Origin of the sequence: Myroides guanonis (assembly GCF_900114085.1) — a bacterium.
GTDB lineage: Bacteria > Bacteroidota > Bacteroidia > Flavobacteriales > Flavobacteriaceae > Flavobacterium > Flavobacterium guanonis.
This window is the reverse complement of record NZ_FORU01000012.1, coordinates 41,689-57,975: the sequence shown is the minus strand read 5'-3', so window position 1 is coordinate 57,975 and position 16,287 is coordinate 41,689. Positions and strand designations below refer to the sequence as shown.

General features: G+C 34.7%; 14 protein-coding genes. 10 read left to right on the top strand and 4 right to left on the bottom strand.

The genetic code is table 11. From position 1 onward, the window contains the following. Positions 1-38: 38 nt before the first annotated feature. A complete protein-coding gene (gene acnA / locus BM024_RS10355) occupies positions 39-2,771 on the bottom strand; it encodes an aconitate hydratase AcnA (RefSeq protein ID WP_090679938.1) in 2,733 nt (910 codons plus the stop codon). 204 nt (positions 2,772-2,975) lie between these two features. Here acnA and BM024_RS10350 point away from each other — a divergent pair, with 204 nt between their 5' ends. Then, complete coding sequence (locus tag BM024_RS10350; protein WP_143077759.1) at positions 2,976-3,374, top strand: hypothetical protein; 399 nt, start codon at positions 2,976-2,978, stop codon at positions 3,372-3,374. Positions 3,375-3,494: 120 nt separating this feature from the next. On the opposite strand, the gene BM024_RS10345 is transcribed toward BM024_RS10350, so the two are convergent. Beyond that, positions 3,495-3,713 carry a PLD nuclease N-terminal domain-containing protein gene (locus BM024_RS10345; RefSeq protein ID WP_090679934.1) on the bottom strand — a complete coding sequence of 73 codons (219 nt, stop codon included), beginning with the start codon at positions 3,711-3,713 and terminating at the stop codon, positions 3,495-3,497. Positions 3,714-3,990: 277 nt separating this feature from the next. Then, the gene (locus BM024_RS10340) at positions 3,991-6,045 is read right to left on the bottom strand and encodes a M13 family metallopeptidase (protein WP_090679932.1); all 2,055 of its coding nucleotides are present in this window, start codon (positions 6,043-6,045) and stop codon (positions 3,991-3,993) included. 156 nt (positions 6,046-6,201) lie between these two features. Between BM024_RS10340 and BM024_RS10335 the strand changes: the two genes are divergently transcribed. The 4 genes from BM024_RS10335 (at position 6,202) to BM024_RS10320 (ending at position 9,491) form a co-directional block, all read left to right on the top strand. Further along, on the top strand, positions 6,202-6,909 hold the full coding sequence (locus BM024_RS10335) for an SCO family protein (RefSeq protein WP_090679931.1): 708 nt from the start codon (positions 6,202-6,204) through the stop codon (positions 6,907-6,909). A 109-nt stretch (positions 6,910-7,018) separates the two neighbouring features. Beyond that, the gene (locus BM024_RS10330) at positions 7,019-7,249 is read left to right on the top strand and encodes a FeoA family protein (RefSeq protein WP_090679929.1); all 231 of its coding nucleotides are present in this window, start codon (positions 7,019-7,021) and stop codon (positions 7,247-7,249) included. Then, positions 7,250-9,352 carry a ferrous iron transport protein B gene (gene feoB / locus BM024_RS10325; protein WP_090679927.1) on the top strand — a complete coding sequence of 701 codons (2,103 nt, stop codon included), beginning with the start codon at positions 7,250-7,252 and terminating at the stop codon, positions 9,350-9,352. Positions 9,353-9,359: 7 nt separating this feature from the next. Then, positions 9,360-9,491 (top strand): FeoB-associated Cys-rich membrane protein, encoded by a 132-nt coding sequence (locus tag BM024_RS10320; RefSeq protein ID WP_090679926.1) that lies wholly within the window; start codon positions 9,360-9,362, stop codon positions 9,489-9,491. A gap of 157 nt (positions 9,492-9,648) precedes the next feature. On the opposite strand, the gene ahcY is transcribed toward BM024_RS10320, so the two are convergent. Next, positions 9,649-10,965: an adenosylhomocysteinase gene (gene ahcY, locus BM024_RS10315; RefSeq protein ID WP_090679924.1), complete on the bottom strand. Its 1,317-nt coding sequence runs from the start codon at positions 10,963-10,965 to the stop codon at positions 9,649-9,651. A 116-nt stretch (positions 10,966-11,081) separates the two neighbouring features. Here ahcY and BM024_RS10310 point away from each other — a divergent pair, with 116 nt between their 5' ends. From BM024_RS10310 to BM024_RS10290, 5 genes are all read left to right on the top strand, one after another. Next, complete coding sequence (locus BM024_RS10310) at positions 11,082-11,711, top strand: 4'-phosphopantetheinyl transferase family protein (RefSeq protein ID WP_090679922.1); 630 nt, start codon at positions 11,082-11,084, stop codon at positions 11,709-11,711. Positions 11,712-12,107: 396 nt separating this feature from the next. Further along, positions 12,108-12,800, top strand: coding sequence for a Bax inhibitor-1/YccA family protein (locus tag BM024_RS10305; RefSeq protein ID WP_090679921.1), 693 nt, complete (start codon positions 12,108-12,110; stop codon positions 12,798-12,800). A gap of 63 nt (positions 12,801-12,863) precedes the next feature. Continuing rightward, entirely contained in the window at positions 12,864-13,481 is a 618-nt protein-coding gene (pnuC, locus tag BM024_RS10300) for a nicotinamide riboside transporter PnuC (protein WP_090679919.1), read from the top strand. Continuing rightward, positions 13,468-13,884: an alternative ribosome rescue aminoacyl-tRNA hydrolase ArfB gene (gene arfB, locus BM024_RS10295; RefSeq protein ID WP_317040024.1), complete on the top strand. Its 417-nt coding sequence runs from the start codon at positions 13,468-13,470 to the stop codon at positions 13,882-13,884. The genes pnuC and arfB overlap by 14 nt, the downstream gene beginning before the upstream one ends. A gap of 239 nt (positions 13,885-14,123) precedes the next feature. Further along, positions 14,124-16,280, top strand: a complete 2,157-nt coding sequence (locus tag BM024_RS10290; RefSeq protein WP_090679916.1) for a TonB-dependent receptor — start codon at positions 14,124-14,126, stop codon at positions 16,278-16,280. The last annotated feature ends 7 nt before the right edge of the window (positions 16,281-16,287 follow it).

Genomic DNA, 16,287 nt, shown 5'->3' with positions numbered 1-16,287 from the left:
AGATTTTTCTTAAAGACACTTTTGTTTATCTATTTTACTTAGCGTTTCATGAAATCTCTTAAAACGTATTGCAGTATTCCTCCATTCTTGAAATAGGCGATTTCTATTTCAGAATCAAATCGAGCTATAACTGTAAACTCCATACTTTCTCCCGTTTCTTTTTCTGCAATCACAGTTAATTTTTTGTGTGGTGTTAGACTTTCTGCAAGTCCTAATATGGTAATACTTTCAGTTCCATCTAATCCTAGTGAAATAGCGCTTTGTCCATCTAGAAATTGTAGTGGAGCTACACCCATCCCAACGAGATTACTTCTGTGAATACGTTCATAACTTTCTGCAATTACGGCTTTAATACCTAATAAAAAAGCTCCTTTCGCAGCCCAATCACGAGAAGATCCACTTCCATATTCTTTACCAGCGAATACAACTAGCGGGGTGCCGTCTTGTTTATATTTCATAGCAGTATCAAAGACTGTTAATGATTCTCCAGTAGGGAAATAAGTGCTATATCCTCCTTCTCTTTGTGCTATCTTGTTTTTAATACGAACATTAGCGAAGGTACCTCTCATCATTACTTCGTGATTTCCTCTCCTAGAACCGTATGAATTAAAATCTCTTGGTTTAACAACTTGTTCCATGAGGTATTTTCCTGCCGCGGATTCCTGATTAAAGGAGCCAGCGGGCGAAATATGGTCTGTTGTAACAGAGTCCCCTAAGTATAGTAATACCCTTGCTTTTTGTATATCAGTAACAGCTGCTGGTTGTTCACTGAGGTTTTCAAAAAATGGTACTTCTCTAATATAGCTAGAAGAAGGATTCCATATAAATTTCTGACCAACCGGAGCTTTTAATTCTTTCCAATCTTCTTCACCTTCAAATATGACACTGTATACATCTTCAAAATCTTGTTGTTTTAAGGAAGTGTTGATAACCTCACGAATTTCTTCATGAGTAGGCCAGATATCTCTTAGGTAAACAGGACGTCCATTTGGGTCATAGTCTAATGGGTCATTAATTAAATCAACATCTACTCGTCCTACTAATGCGTAGGCTACAACAAGCATAGGTGACATTAAAAAGTTCATCTTTACTTGTGGATGAACACGAGCTTCAAAGTTTCGATTTCCTGAGAGTACTGAGGCAACAATTAAATCACCTTGTGTTACTGCCTCTGCTATAGGTGCGGGTAGAGGTCCACTATTTCCAATACATGATGTACAACCATAACCTACTGTGTGAAAACGCAATGCTTCCAGGTCTTCTAATAAACCAGATCGTTTTAGATATTGTGTCACTACTTTCGATCCGGGAGCTAAACTGGTTTTAACCCATGATTTAGTACGTAAACCACGTTCAACGGCTTTTCGAGCAACTAAGCCTGCACCAATCATTACCTCAGGATTTGAAGTGTTAGTACAGCTAGTAATTGCTGCTATTGCTATTGAACCGTCACTTAACACATATTCTTTGTTTTTAAGTTTAATACGAACGGATTGCAGCTCTTCTTTTTCGACTTTAATAGATTGTTGTACTTCTTTCGGTTTTGGTTCAAAACGAAGTTCTGTTCCAGAACCTCCTTCTTCTAACCATGCTTGTTCTCTACGGTCTTTCGCAGCTACATAGGTTCTGTTGTGTTCTTCTTCTAGTAATTGAGAAAAAGTTTTCCCTAAATCCTTTACAAATATTTTGTCTTGTGGTCTTTTTGGTCCTGCAACTGTTGGTTCTAAAATTCCCAAGTCTAATTCTATTACATGTGAGTATACGATTTCTTCTTTACCCGTTCTCCACAACAGATTGTCTTTACAATATTCTTCCACTAGTTTTATTTGCGATTCACTACGATTTGTTTTTCGCATATAATTCAATGTTTGGTCATCTATTGGGAAGTAAGTAACTGTACATCCAAATTCTGGAGACATATTTGCAATAGTAGCTCTGTCTGTAACAGTTAAATGATCCAGACCATCTCCAAATACTTCTACGAATTTACCTACTACGCCGAACTCTCTTAGAATTTTAGTAATAGTTAGAACCATATCTGTGGCGGTTGCTCCTTCAGGAATACGACCTGTCAATTTTAAACCAATAACTTCGGGACAAGTAAAGTAAATAGGTTGACCTAACATTGCTGCTTCTGCTTCAATACCTCCAACTCCCCAAGCTATTACTCCAATACCATTTACCATAGGTGTATGAGAGTCTGTGCCTACTAACGTATCGGGAAAGGCCCATCCGTCACGTAAAGTTACTCCTTGAGCTAAATATTCTAAATTTACTTGATGACATATTCCCATACCAGGAGGAACTACGGTAAAGTTCTCCATTCCTTGTTGTGCCCATTTTAATAGCTCATAGCGTTCAGAATTACGCTCGTATTCTCTTATTACATTCTCTTTATACGAGTAATCGGTTCCGAAATAATCTACTTGAACGGAATGGTCTATTACTAAGTCTACGGGAATAGCAGGGTTGATTTTTGTACCGTCTTTACCTTTTCGTATAAATTCGTCTCTAAGTGATGCTATGTCTACTACAGCAGGTACTCCTGTAAAGTCTTGCATTAATACACGTGCGGGTTTAAAAGGAATGTCCTTGTCTGTACCATTAGGATCCCAGTTTATTAAAGTGTTGAGGTGCTCATCTGTTATTATATAACCATCGTGATTACGCAAAATATTCTCTAATAAAATCCGAATCGAAAATGGTAGTTTGTGAATTGAATGCCCCTCATCTTGTAGCTTTTTTAAGGAAGCTATTTTGTAATCTTTCATAATAATATAGTTTTAAGTTGGCTGTTCGTCTTTGGTTCTTCCAATTTACAAAAAAGAATTGTCAAAAAGGAATAGAGTGTGATAAAATGCTGATTGCTAGTTTATAATTGGTACGTTTATTGAAGTGTTAAGTTTGATTATTAGTATGATATTTTTTATCTCATTATGTTGTATATTTAATATTTAACCTAAATCTTTACAATTATGAAAAAGACACTATTTACATTAATGCTGTTTATTGGTACAATTATCCTTTTACCGGCTCAGGAGAAAAGCACTGAGAAGGCTGCTTCTAAAAAGGAGGTTATTAATAAGAAAATGAAAAAGGAAAAGAGCAAAACTGTCGAGAAGGACAATGTTTGCCTTCTGACAAAAGAGGATGAGTTAAAAAGTTTAGCAGATGGGGAAATTACACATCCAACCAGTGTTCCTAGAATTAAGAAGGAAATTGCAGAATTGACTTCTTGTTCTGTGGAAAATATAAAGATTATTAGTGGAGGAGATGCAGGAAATACGGCAGAATATATTGCCTGTGTTTGTGGAACTAAAATGGTTTATAAAGCTGACTACCCTATGAAAATTAGGACGGTCAGAGAGTTATAGTAAATGCTAAGATTATAGTGAATAAAAAAGTGAGGAACTTTGTCCTCACTTTTTTATTCACTCGACTTTATAGAGGTAAATCAGAGGACCTCGTGTATTTTATTGTTGGAATAATAGCTTTTAAACTGTAGCGTGCTTTTCTTTCCTATCAGCAGTATAATGTTTTAATAGATAAATGATGCTACCAAGAAATGGTAATATAAGTGCTACACATAACCAATAAGTTTCGGTAGCTTTTTTGTCTTCATGCTTGAAGATTAAACTTAATGCCCATATTAGTGAGCTAGCGTATAATAATGAACCAAAGAATGCTTGTTGTGGAGATACTAATGTTTCCATAGTTTTAGGTTTTAGGTTAGCTTATTTCTTAGTTTGTTTATCTGTGTCAAATGTATTTAATGTCTAGGTTTTAAGTGTTTCTAGTATATTAATGATTGATTATTAAAACATTACTTGGGGTTAGGTCTAGAACGAGTGCTATTTCTTTTTTCTTGAATTATAATTGTAATAAGCATTTTTTGAGAAGAAGAGTAGGCGTTAAGTTGGTGATAGAGGAAAAATAAAAAAGGCTGTATCTCATAGAAATACAGCCTTTTTTATTTAAAAGATTTTTGGATTACCAGATCTTAACTCGGTTTTCTGGTTTAATGTATAATTTGTCTCCTTCTTTAACGTCAAATGCATCATAGAATGCATCTACGTTTTGCAATGGAACATAAGCTCTATACATCCCAGGAGCATGCGGGTCTGTTTTTACTTGGTTTGTGATAGCTTCATCTCTGTCTTTTGTTCTCCAGATAGTTCCCCAAGAAATAAAGAAACGTTGTTCAGGTGTAAAACCATCAATTAAACCTGGATCGTTGTCTTTTAAGAATATTTTTAATGCATCGTAAGCTACATTAATACCCCCTAAGTCACCAATGTTTTCTCCAAGAGTAAAATGACCATCTACAAAAACATTAGGTAATGGCTCTAAAGCACTGTATTGGTCAGCTAAAGCTGTACCTAATTTTGTGAAACGTTCTAAATCAGCATCAGTCCACCAGTTGTTTAGGTTTCCATCTTTATCAAAACGAGAACCTGAATCGTCAAAACTATGTGAAATCTCGTGACCAATAACTGCTCCAATACCTCCGTAGTTTACTGCTTCATCAGCTTTGTAATCGTAGAAAGGTGGTTGTAAGATAGCAGCAGGGAATACGATTTCATTGTATAAAGGATTGAAATAAGCATTAACTGTTTGCGGTGCCATTCCCCAACGAGATTTATCTACTGGTTTACCAAAGTCAGCGATATTCTTAGCAGTGCTCCAAACAGAAAGGTTTCTCATGTTTTCGAAATACTGTCCTCCGTCTTTGATTCCTTTGATCTCAAGTTTTGAGTAATCTTCCCATTTGTCTGGGTATCCAATTTTAACTGTAGTAGTATTTAGTTTTTCTAAAGCTCCTTGCTTTGTTTCTTCAGCCATCCAATCAAGTTGTTTGATACGCTCACCAAATGCTGTAAGTACATTAGCGATCATGTCTTTCGCTTTCGCTTTCGCTTCTGCAGGGAATTTTTTCTCAACATAAAGCTTTCCAAGTGCCTCTCCAACACTTCCGTTAACAACTGCTAATGCTCTTTCTTCGATTGGTCTTTGCTCTTTAGCTCCGTTCAAATACTTGCTATAAAAATCCCAATTAGCTTGCTCAATTTCTGTAGTTAATACATCTGCTGAGTGGTTAATCAGTGTCCATCTTAAATACGCTTTTACATCTTCAATATTATTTTGAGCTAATATTGTATTTAGAGCTTTCATATATTTCGGTTGAGAAACAATGATAGTCTTTACATTCTTAAGCCCGAAAGAATTAACATAAGCAGTCCAGTCTACATTTGGAGCTGTCTTTTGTAGTTCTTCAATAGTCATTGGATTGTATGTTAAACGACTGTCTCTACGTTCAACACGTGTAAACATTGGTTTAGCCATAGCTGTTTCAATCTTCAATACTTTTTCAGCATCTTTTTTTGCTTGGTCAGCATCTTCTCCAATGTATCCAAACATGCGAGCAACGTGTTCAACGTATTTAGCACGTTTTTCTTTCATTTCAGCGTCTTCCAAAATGTAGTAATCACGGTCAGGTAAACCTATACTACCAGTTCCAACGTATACTGAATTGTCATTAGAGCTTTTCATGTCTGCATATACATACAAAGAATATAAGCCTAAACCACCTTCATTAGAAAGATCATTAATTAATTTAGTAACATCCCCAACATTTTGAATAGCGTTGATTTTGTCTAAATATGGTTTCAATGGCTGAACGCCTAAATTATTTCTAGATACTGTATCTAAAAAAGTTTGGAAAACAGCTACCGCTTTTGCTTGGTCAGATTTAGGGTCTAAAGATTTGTCAGCTGCAGCTTCTTTTAAAATAGCTAAAGCATCTTGATCTGTGTTTTTTCTCAGTTCATCAAAACTTCCCCAACGAGTTCTATCAGCAGGAATTTCAGCTTTGTCATACCAAGTTCCATTTACATATCTAAAGAAGTCATCGCCAGGTTTAACACTTGGATCCATGTATTCTAATACGATACCATGTGTTTCATTGTCTACTTTCTCTTCGTTCTCTTTTTTACATGCCACCAAAGAAAGCATTGCAACAGAACACATTAATAATCTTTTGTTCATATTAAATAGTTTAATTTTTTAATAGTAGTAACTACAAAAATAATAAATAACTTCGGTACAAGTCCTACTCATCTTGTGAAAAAAGGAGTCTTCTTTTATAACCTCTTTAACCATTGTTGATTTTACAATTTGTAAATTTGTGAAAATTCATAAATCATGTTACAATTCTTTAAGCAGTATCGCTATTTTTTTCTGTTTTTCTTTTTGTTGTGTTCAGTTATAATGTACTTGTTTTACGATGCGTTAGCGTTGCGAAAGAGCCTGCCGGTTTATACTCCAGCAATGGTCAATCCTGAAATGGTGGATTCACTTATACAACATGAGGCAAATAAGCAAAAACACCGTATTGCTCCTTTTAAATTTGTGAATCAGAATGGGGATACGATTACTAATCAGGATTATAAAGGTAAGATATATGTTGCTGATTTTTTCTTTACAACTTGCCCGACAATATGTCCTATAATGGGAGATAATATGGTATGGTTACAAGAGCAAATTAAAGATATGCCCAATGTTAAGTTATTGTCACATACTGTAACCCCTGATATTGATAGTGTTCCCGTGCTAAAAGCATATGCTTTAGAAAAAGGAGTGAAAGATGATGTGTGGAATTTGGTTACGGGTGATAAAAGAGATATCTATTATATTGCTAGAAACTCATATCTAGCAGTTAAAACAGGTTCGCCAGATGAAATGTATGATATGGTTCATACAGAGAATTTTGTTTTAGTAGACAGTGAAGGGAGAATTAGAGGGTTTTATGACGGAACTAATTTCGATACACCAGATGTTGAGACTAAAAACGTGAAGCAATTATTGGAAGATATTAAGTGGTTATATGAACATGAGAGGCAAGGCAAATAATTGATTTTTAAAATATAAAGGAGATATAATCAATTTAAAAAGAGATTTTAAAGTTGTGCGTATCTTTTTTTATTGCTTATTTTGCAATCTCGATTAAATCTAAATAAGAATGACGATAACATTAAATACATTAAAAAAGAATCAAAGAGCTAAAATTCTTGATTTTGATTTAGATCAAGTTCCTTTGAAGCTGTTGGAAATGGGGTGCTTACCAGGGAATTCTGTTGAAATTTTAGAAGTAGCTCCTTTAGGAGACCCTCTTTTATTATGTATAAATGATACTCACTTGTCTATTCGTAGAGAATTGGCAAAGCAAATTCAAGTTGAAATAGAGAAGTAAATGAAAAAATTTTTAAAGGTTGCTCTTATAGGGAACCCGAATGTAGGGAAAACATCTGTTTTTAATGCTTTAACAGGGTTAAATCAGAAGGTAGGTAATTATCCGGGTATAACGGTTGATAAAAAAGTAGGATTGTCAAAATTGGATAGTCAGACTGTAGCAGAGATTATTGATTTACCAGGAACGTACAGTATAAATGCGAGTTCTATAGATGAGCGAATTGTTTTGGATTTGCTTTTAGATAAAGAACAAGCCGATTATCCAGATGTTGCAGTAGTTGTTGCTGAGGTTGAAAATCTAAAGCGAAATCTACTTTTATATACTCAAATTAAAGATTTAGGGATACCTACAATTCTGGCTGTTAATATGAGTGATCGTATGCAGTCTAAAGGGATTACTATAGATGTTGCTTCATTAGAAGCTTCCCTACATACGAAGGTCGTGATGTTGAGTGCTCGTAAAGGAGATGGGATAGAGGAGTTAAAGAATGTAATTCTGAATTACAAAGAGTTAGATTCAAGAATACCTTTAAACGCATCTGAGATCAATCCTGAGTTTTTCCAGAAACTTGCGGCTACTTTTCCAGAGAATGATTTATATCAGCTTTGGACTATATATTCCCAAGATTTTAAAATTGGAAATATAGACAAGAAAAGTATTATTAATAAAGGAATAAGTTTGTCAGAGTCTGAGCTAAAAAGGCTTCAACAAAGAGAAACCATCAAACGTTATCAATTTATAAATGATTTGTTGAAGGTTGCCTATATTAAGGATTCAGCAATTGCTACAGATTTTAGAAGTAGAATGGACAGAATTCTAACTCATAAAGTCTGGGGATATGCTATCTTCTTTGGTGTCATGCTATTGGTGTTTCAGGCTATTTTTGAGTGGTCTAGTGTTCCAATGGAGTGGATAGAAGAAGGATTCGCTAGTTTAAGTACTTATGTAAAGGAAACTTTAGAACCTGGTAAATTAACAGACCTAATAGCAGATGGTATTATTCCTGGTATTGGTGGGATTATGCCTTTTATACCTCAGATTGCTATTTTGTTTATGTTCATCGCCTTGTTGGAGGAGAGTGGATATATGAGTAGGGTAGTATTCTTAATGGACCGTTTAATGCGTCCATTTGGATTGAGCGGAAAAAGTGTGGTGCCGTTGATTTCTGGTAATGCATGCGCTATTCCAGCAATAATGTCTGCTAGAAATATTGAGAATAACAAGGAACGTTTGTTGACTATTCTTGTTACTCCTTTCACAACTTGTTCAGCTCGTATTCCGGTTTATATTATTTTAATTGCATTGATTATTCCAGATGAAAAAATATTTGGAATTATTGGATTGCAAGCACTTACCTTAACCTTGCTTTATTTGTTGGGCTTTTTCACGGCTTTAATTTCAGCTTGGGTATTGGACAAGATTATCAAGACAGAGAGAAAGGCATTTTTCATTGTTGAGATGCCAGGTTATAAGGTGCCAATGTTGAAGAACGTAGTTATTACTATGTATGAGAAAACAAAATCTTTTGTTGTAGGTGCGGGTAAAATAATCTTCTTTTTGTCTATTATAATATGGTTCCTAGGTGCACATGGACCGAGTGAGCGCTATGATAATGCAGAAGAAATTGTAACTGAGAAATATAAGGATTTTGATTATTCAGAAGAAGTGATGAATGAGCATATAGCTAGTTATCAGCTAGAAAATTCGTATATTGGTATTATTGGAAAAGGTATTGAACCGGTAATAAAACCTTTGGGTTACGATTGGAAAATAGGGATAGCTGTTATTACGTCTTTTGTGGCACGTGAAGTGTTTATTGGAACCTTAGCTACAATTTATAACGTGGGTTCACACAGTGATGATGAAGAGACAATTAAGTCACGTATGGCTGCTGAGGTACATCCTGACACAGGAGAGAAGGTGTTTAATTTTGCTTCTGGAATGTCGCTTTTGCTGTTTTATGCTTTTGCTATGCAATGTGCTTCGACAGTTGCTATTACTAGAAAAGAAACAAATTCTTGGAAGTGGACTTTGATTCAATTGGTTTTTATGTCGGTTTTTGCTTATGTAGTAGCATTAGTTGCTTATCAACTTTTAAAATAAAGAAATTATGGGATATCAAGAGATTATAGCATATGCTCTAGTTGTTGTAGCTTTGGGCTTTTTAATTAAAAAGACAATCGGCAATAAAGGTAAATCGAAAGATAAGTCTTGCGGTAGTGGTGGATGTGGTTGTTCTTAAAATTTAGGATATTGCTTTATATAGTTTAATTCAAAAATAAAAAGCAGGAGTTTTCATATGAAAACTCCTGCTTTTTTTAATTCAGTTTAATCGTAAAAAAAAAGAGTTGGTTCATTTTAATGAACCAACTCTTTAAGTATTTAAATCCTATAAAAGATTAGTATCTGTAATATTCTGGTTTATAAGGACCTTCTGGAGTAACTCCGATGTATTGAGCTTGCTCGTCGTTCAATACTTCTAATTCTACTCCAATTTTACTAAGGTGTAAACGAGCTACTTTTTCATCCAAGTATTTAGGAAGCATATAAACTTCGTTTTCATATTGGTCACTGTTTTTCCATAACTCAATTTGTGCTAGAGTTTGGTTGGTAAACGAGTTAGACATTACGAAAGATGGGTGTCCTGTAGCACAACCTAGGTTAACTAAACGACCTTCTGCTAAAATAATGATGTCTTTACCGTCAATAGTATATTTGTCTACTTGTGGTTTGATTTCAATTTTAGAAGCTCCGTGGTTTTTGTTTAACCAAGCCATGTCGATTTCGTTGTCGAAGTGTCCAATGTTACAAATGATAGTTTTGTCTTTCACCATTTCAAAGTGGCGTCCTATAACGATATCTTTGTTACCAGTAGTTGTGATAACAATATCTGCATTAGCAATAACGGTGTCTAGTTTTTTAACTTCAAAACCATCCATTGCAGCTTGAAGTGCACAGATAGGGTCGATTTCAGTTACTGTAACGATAGAACCTGCTCCTCTGAAAGATGCAGCAGTTCCTTTTCCTACATCACCGTATCCACAAACTACAACTCTTTTTCCTGCTAACATAATATCTGTAGCTCTACGGATAGCGTCTACAGCTGATTCTTTACAACCGTATTTGTTGTCGAATTTAGATTTAGTAACAGAGTCATTTACGTTGATTGCAGGCATCGGTAAAGTACCGTTTTTCATTCTTTCATATAAACGGTGAACTCCTGTAGTTGTTTCTTCAGAAAGACCTTTAATTCCAGCAACAAGTTCAGGATAGCGATCGATAACCATATTAGTTAAATCTCCACCATCGTCTAAAATCATGTTTAGAGGTTGACGGTCTTCTCCAAAGAATAATGTTTGTTCAATACACCAATCAAACTCTTCTTCGTTCAAACCTTTCCAAGCATATACTTGAATTCCAGCTTCAGCAATTGCAGCAGCAGCTTGGTCTTGAGTAGAAAAAATATTACAAGAACTCCAAGTAACTTCAGCACCAAGTGCAATTAAAGTTTCAATAAGAACAGCTGTTTGTATAGTCATGTGTAGACAACCTGCAATTCTAGCTCCTTTTAATGGTTGTTCTTCTTTATATTCTTCGCGCAGTGACATCAAGCCTGGCATCTCTGCTTCAGCAAGTTCGATTTCTTTTCTTCCCCAAGCGGCAAGAGAAATATCTTTTACTTTGTATGCTACAAAAGGCGGTGTTTTTGTGCTCATCTGTTGTATATTTGTATGTTCAAAATTTATAATGCAAACTTACGGAATTCCTTTGTAATTCACCTTTTCGAATTCTTAATTCCTAGTTAAGCAGTTCAATTCTAACAAAACCACTTATGCCCTTAGCATTTAAAATTCAGCACGATAGTGAAACCACCGTATATGTTTGGGAAATAACGGAGGAGATAGATGAGCTACAATCTTCAGTTGTTTTAAGAGAAGAAAGCGAAGTTCGATTTCAAAACATGAAATCACTTTCACATAAAAAAGGGTTTTTAAGTGTTCGAATGTTACTTCTTGAAGCTGGTTATACAGACTTGGATTTGTATTATGATGAAGCTGGCAAACCTCATTTAAAGGACGGGTCTTTTATATCTATCACACACTCTTTTGAATTTTCAGGGATTATTATCAGTTCTAAAAATGTTGGAATTGATATTGAAATGCAACGTGAAAAAATTGAAAGGATAGCTTTTAAATTTTCAAAACCTAGAGAATTGGAATATCTATCCGAATCCTCTTTAGATAGAGTAAGAGAGCTTACGGTAATTTGGGGAGCTAAAGAAGCAATGTATAAAATGTGTAATTCTAGGAGCTTGAGTTTTAAGGATGATATGGAAGTTTTTCCTTTTAAACTCACCGATAAGTCTGGAAAATCTAGTGTTATAAGTGATTGTGGATTTCAATTAGACTTCGATTTTTGGTTTTTAGAAATAAATGGGTTTACAATAGTCTATGCTGTTTAGTTAAATAGCTACCATATAACAACGTCATCCGATAATATTACAGTGAGCTTAATGATTAAGATACTGTTTGGATAAAGTGAGTGTTATTCATTCAAGATTCACTCAAAGTCTAGTAAATGTGTGGAGGTTGAGTAGGGTTTAAGAGGAGGTTAAATACTTATTAGTAGAAGCTTCTATGAGTCAGATTACAGAGTGATAGTGATGGGAAATCACTTAATAAATTTTCTGTTACTTATTTAACCACAATCATGTCAAAGCGAAATAGCACAAATGCAAAAATCGAGAAACTAAAGAAAGGAGAATATAAAATGTATAAAACCACCTCCAATATCTATCTCTTATTTGTGTACTAATGATTTTTACGTAAATTCGTGCTGTTAAAATTAAATTGTAATTATGGAAAATCAAATTGCTGTTGCGCATGTTTCTGATAAGGAGCAAGCGATATTTTATAAAAAAACGTACATAAACCTAGCTTTAGGTGTTTTAGTGTTTGCTGCATTAGAGGCTATCTTACTTCGAATTGATCCTCTTGTTGAGTTTATGTTGGGATTAACTCAAGGTTATTCTTGGTTGATTCTTCTAGGCGGTTTTATGGGTGTAACTTGGTTTGCTCAGAATATGACTTATAAATCAGCTAGCAAGCCAAAGCAGTACTTGGGATACTTTATTTATATTCTTGCTCAGGCTTTTATTTTTGTGCCGATATTGTATATAGCTATTGCTATGACAGGCGGTTCAATGGAGCTAATTAATCAAGCGGCTATATTAACGGGAGCCTTGTTTTTAGGATTAACGGGGGTTGTATTTGGTTCAGGTATTAACTTTTCTTTCTTGCGTTCAATCTTAACTATCGGTTTTTTTATAGCTCTGGGGTTAATAGTTGCGGGAATGATTTTTGGTTTTGATTTAGGCCTTTGGTTTTCAGCAGCTATGATTGCTTTGGCTTCTGGTTCTATATTGTATTCAACATATCAATTAAAAAATGATTATGCTTCTAATGAATATATTCCTGCTGCATTGTCTTTATTTGCATCATTAATGTTGTTGTTTTGGTATATACTAAGACTTTTGATGAGTAGAAACTAGTCTTTTATTATATTTGAGATAGGAACCGTATTTTTTAAATACGGTTTTTTTATTGTTTTTATTATGGTTGATTTCTTTTTTGATGTTTATAAGGATGCTACTTGGTGGTTTATATTTCTAGAATTTGTAGTATTCGTTTTTGGTATTCTTAGTGTTTGGTATGCGGGAAAGGAAAATATCTTGGTATATCCAACAGGTATCATTGCTACAGTTATTACTGTTTATTTATTGTATGTCACTGGTTATTTAGGTGATATGGTATTGAATGGTTACTATTCGCTTATGAGTGTTTTTGGTTGGTATAATTGGAGTAGGGTTGATGGAAGTCAGAATACACTAAAAATATCGAGAACCACAACCAAGGAGAAGTGGTATGGTTTTGCTCTTTTCATAATTACTCTAGGAGTTATTTATGGAGTTTATAGACTTTTTGGAAATGAAATTGGTCCTGAAAACTGCATAGATATCTTAACTTCTGGAATCTTTTTTACAGCTATGTACTATATGGCTTTGAAGAAAATAGAAAATTGGACCTTGTGGATAATCGCAAATGTTATATCAATACCTTTGTATGCCTATAGAGGGTTGGGGATGTTATCTCTACAGTTTATCGTTTTTACAGTACTGGCAATACAAGCATATCTCTCTTGGAAAAAAATGTTAGAAGATGAAAATAAATAAAGAATTATTGTTGACCGAATTGCTGTTTAAAGCGGTTCGAAGTAGTGGTGCAGGAGGACAGAATGTAAATAAGGTGTCTTCCAAAGTGGTCTTGTCTTGGGATTTGTTGGGAAGTAAACTTGTGACCGATGGTCAAAAAGAAAAACTTTCTAATGCTTGGAAAAACCGTCTAAGTAAAGAGGGGACTGTTGTCATGGAATGTGATTTAACAAGAAGCCAGTTTCAAAATAAGGACTTGGTTATAAAGCGATTTTTCACCTTATTAGATCTGTCACTAAAAGAGGTTAAACCAAGAAAGGACACTAAAGTACCTAAGAAAGCGATTCGAAAAAGAAGAGAACATAAAGAGCAATTGTCATTAAAAAAGGTTTTGCGAAAGAGAATCGATAAGTCAGATTTTTAGTAATGCTTGGAGTTAATAGGTTGTTTTAGGCTTTTGCACATAAGAAATTGTTATATGACCATAAAGGTTTATATTTGCATCGTCTCAAAGGGGTGCCCGTAAAGGCTGAGATTATACCCATAGAACCTGGGCAGGTAATGCTGTCAAGGGAACTGGATCCAATCAGTATGATTGGATAACGAACACGTGTAATTATTAATTAAAAAATAATTGCCCCTTTTATTTGTAAGCTTTTACGAATGAAAAAAAATCTTTTTTATCCATTATTTTTTATCGGTTTTAATATCTGCGCAGTAGCTCAAGAGAAGAGTGTACAAGATTCTGTGTCAAATACTTCTTTAGATGAGATATTGGTTTCATCTATTCGAGTAGATTCTAAAACACCTATGGCATTTTCGAATCTTTCCAAAAATGATTTAGCCAAGCGAAATTTAGGTCAGGATATACCGACTATGATGAATTATATGCCTTCCGTTGTTACAACAACAGATGCGGGGAACGGTATAGGGTATTCTAGTATTAGAGTTAGGGGAAGTGACGCTACTCGGGTTAATGTTACTTTAAATGGAATTCCTTATAATGATTCGGAATCTCAGGGTTCTTTTTGGGTTAATATGCCTGACTTTACTTCTTCTATACAAAATCTACAATTGCAAAGAGGAGTTGGAACTTCTACAAATGGTTCAGGTGCTTTTGGTGCAAGTTTAAACTTATTGACAGATTCCTACTCTTTGGAGAGCTCCGGGGAAATAGCGAATTCATTCGGTAGTTACAACACTAGAAAGCATACCGTGAAGTTTAGTACGGGGCTAATGAACGACAAATTTGAAATCGCTGGTCGTTTATCTAATATGGCATCAGATGGTTATATAGACAGAGCTTCTGCGGATATGAAATCTTATTTCTTACAAGGAACTTATCTTGGGAAAACTACTTTAATCAAAGCATTGGCTTTTGGCGGAACTCAAAAAACTTATCAAGCTTGGAATGGAGTAACACAGGAACAGATTGATACATATGGTCGTCGTTTTAATACTTCGGGAATGTATATTGATGACAATGGGGTTATGCAGTTTTATGATAATGAAACGGATAACTATCAACAAGACCATTTTCAATTGCATTGGAACGAGCGTTGGAGTGATAAATGGTCAACTAATTTAGCGTTACATTATACAATTGGTGAAGGTTATTACGAGAATTACAAAGTGAGAGGGAAGTTTAAGGAGTATGGTTTAACTCCTATTGAAAAGGACGGTGTGTTGATAGATCGCTCTGACATTATTCGTCAAAAGGGATTGAGTAATGATTTTTATGGAACTACTTTTTCTGTCAATTTTCAAGAAACGAATTTCAATCTTGTAATAGGAGGAGCAGCTAATAAATATGAAGGAGACCATTTTGGAGAAATACTTTGGGTAAAGGAACCAGTTCGTTATGATTATAACCAACAGTATTATAGAGATAATGCAGCTAAAACAGATGTAAATACATTTGTAAAGGCTACGTATCAATTCACTGAGAGATGGAGTGTTTTTGGAGATGTTCAATATCGTTATGTTGGATACAAAGCCAATGGAGTAGATACGGGACTAGTAGATGATACGTTTAATTTCTTTAATCCAAAAGGGGGGGTAACTTTTCAAGCGAATGATCGAAATCAGTTGTATTTTTCATATGCAAGAGCAAACCGTGAGCCTAGTCGAAATGATTATGAAGAAGGAAGTCCAAAACCAGAGAAATTGAATGACTTTGAATTGGGATGGCGCTATGCTACTGAAAAGAATCGTTTGAATGTGAATGCTTACTATATGCGTTATAAAGACCAATTGGTATTAACTGGGGCTTTGAATGATGTAGGGGCTGCTGTTCGTGAGAATAGTGGAGACAGTTACCGCATGGGATTAGAGATTGATGCGCATATACAACTCCAAGACTCATGGTTTTGGAATCCTAGTGTTACTGTAAGTTCTAATAAAAATATTGATTTCCTCACAGAATGGGATGGAGAGATAGTGAATTTGGGTAATACGAATATTGCTTTTTCACCAGATTTTATTGCTTCTAATGCGATTACTTACTCTCCGATTAAGGGGATGTATCTTTCACTTCTAACTAAGTTTGTAGGAGAACAATATATGGGGAATGTTGATACAGAAACCTCAAAGTTGAAGTCTTATTTTGTAAATGATATAAACCTTGTATATGAAATTCCAGTTAAGGGGTGGTTTAATAGTGTCGGTTTATCTGTGTTAGCAAATAATATATTTGATGAGGAGTATATTTCAAATGGTTATTATTGGACCGATTTTGATGGTAGTAAAACTATAGACGGTGCGGGTTATTATCCTCAAGCAACGTTTAATATTTTAGCTGGTCTTACTTTGAAGTTTTAGAGTATAA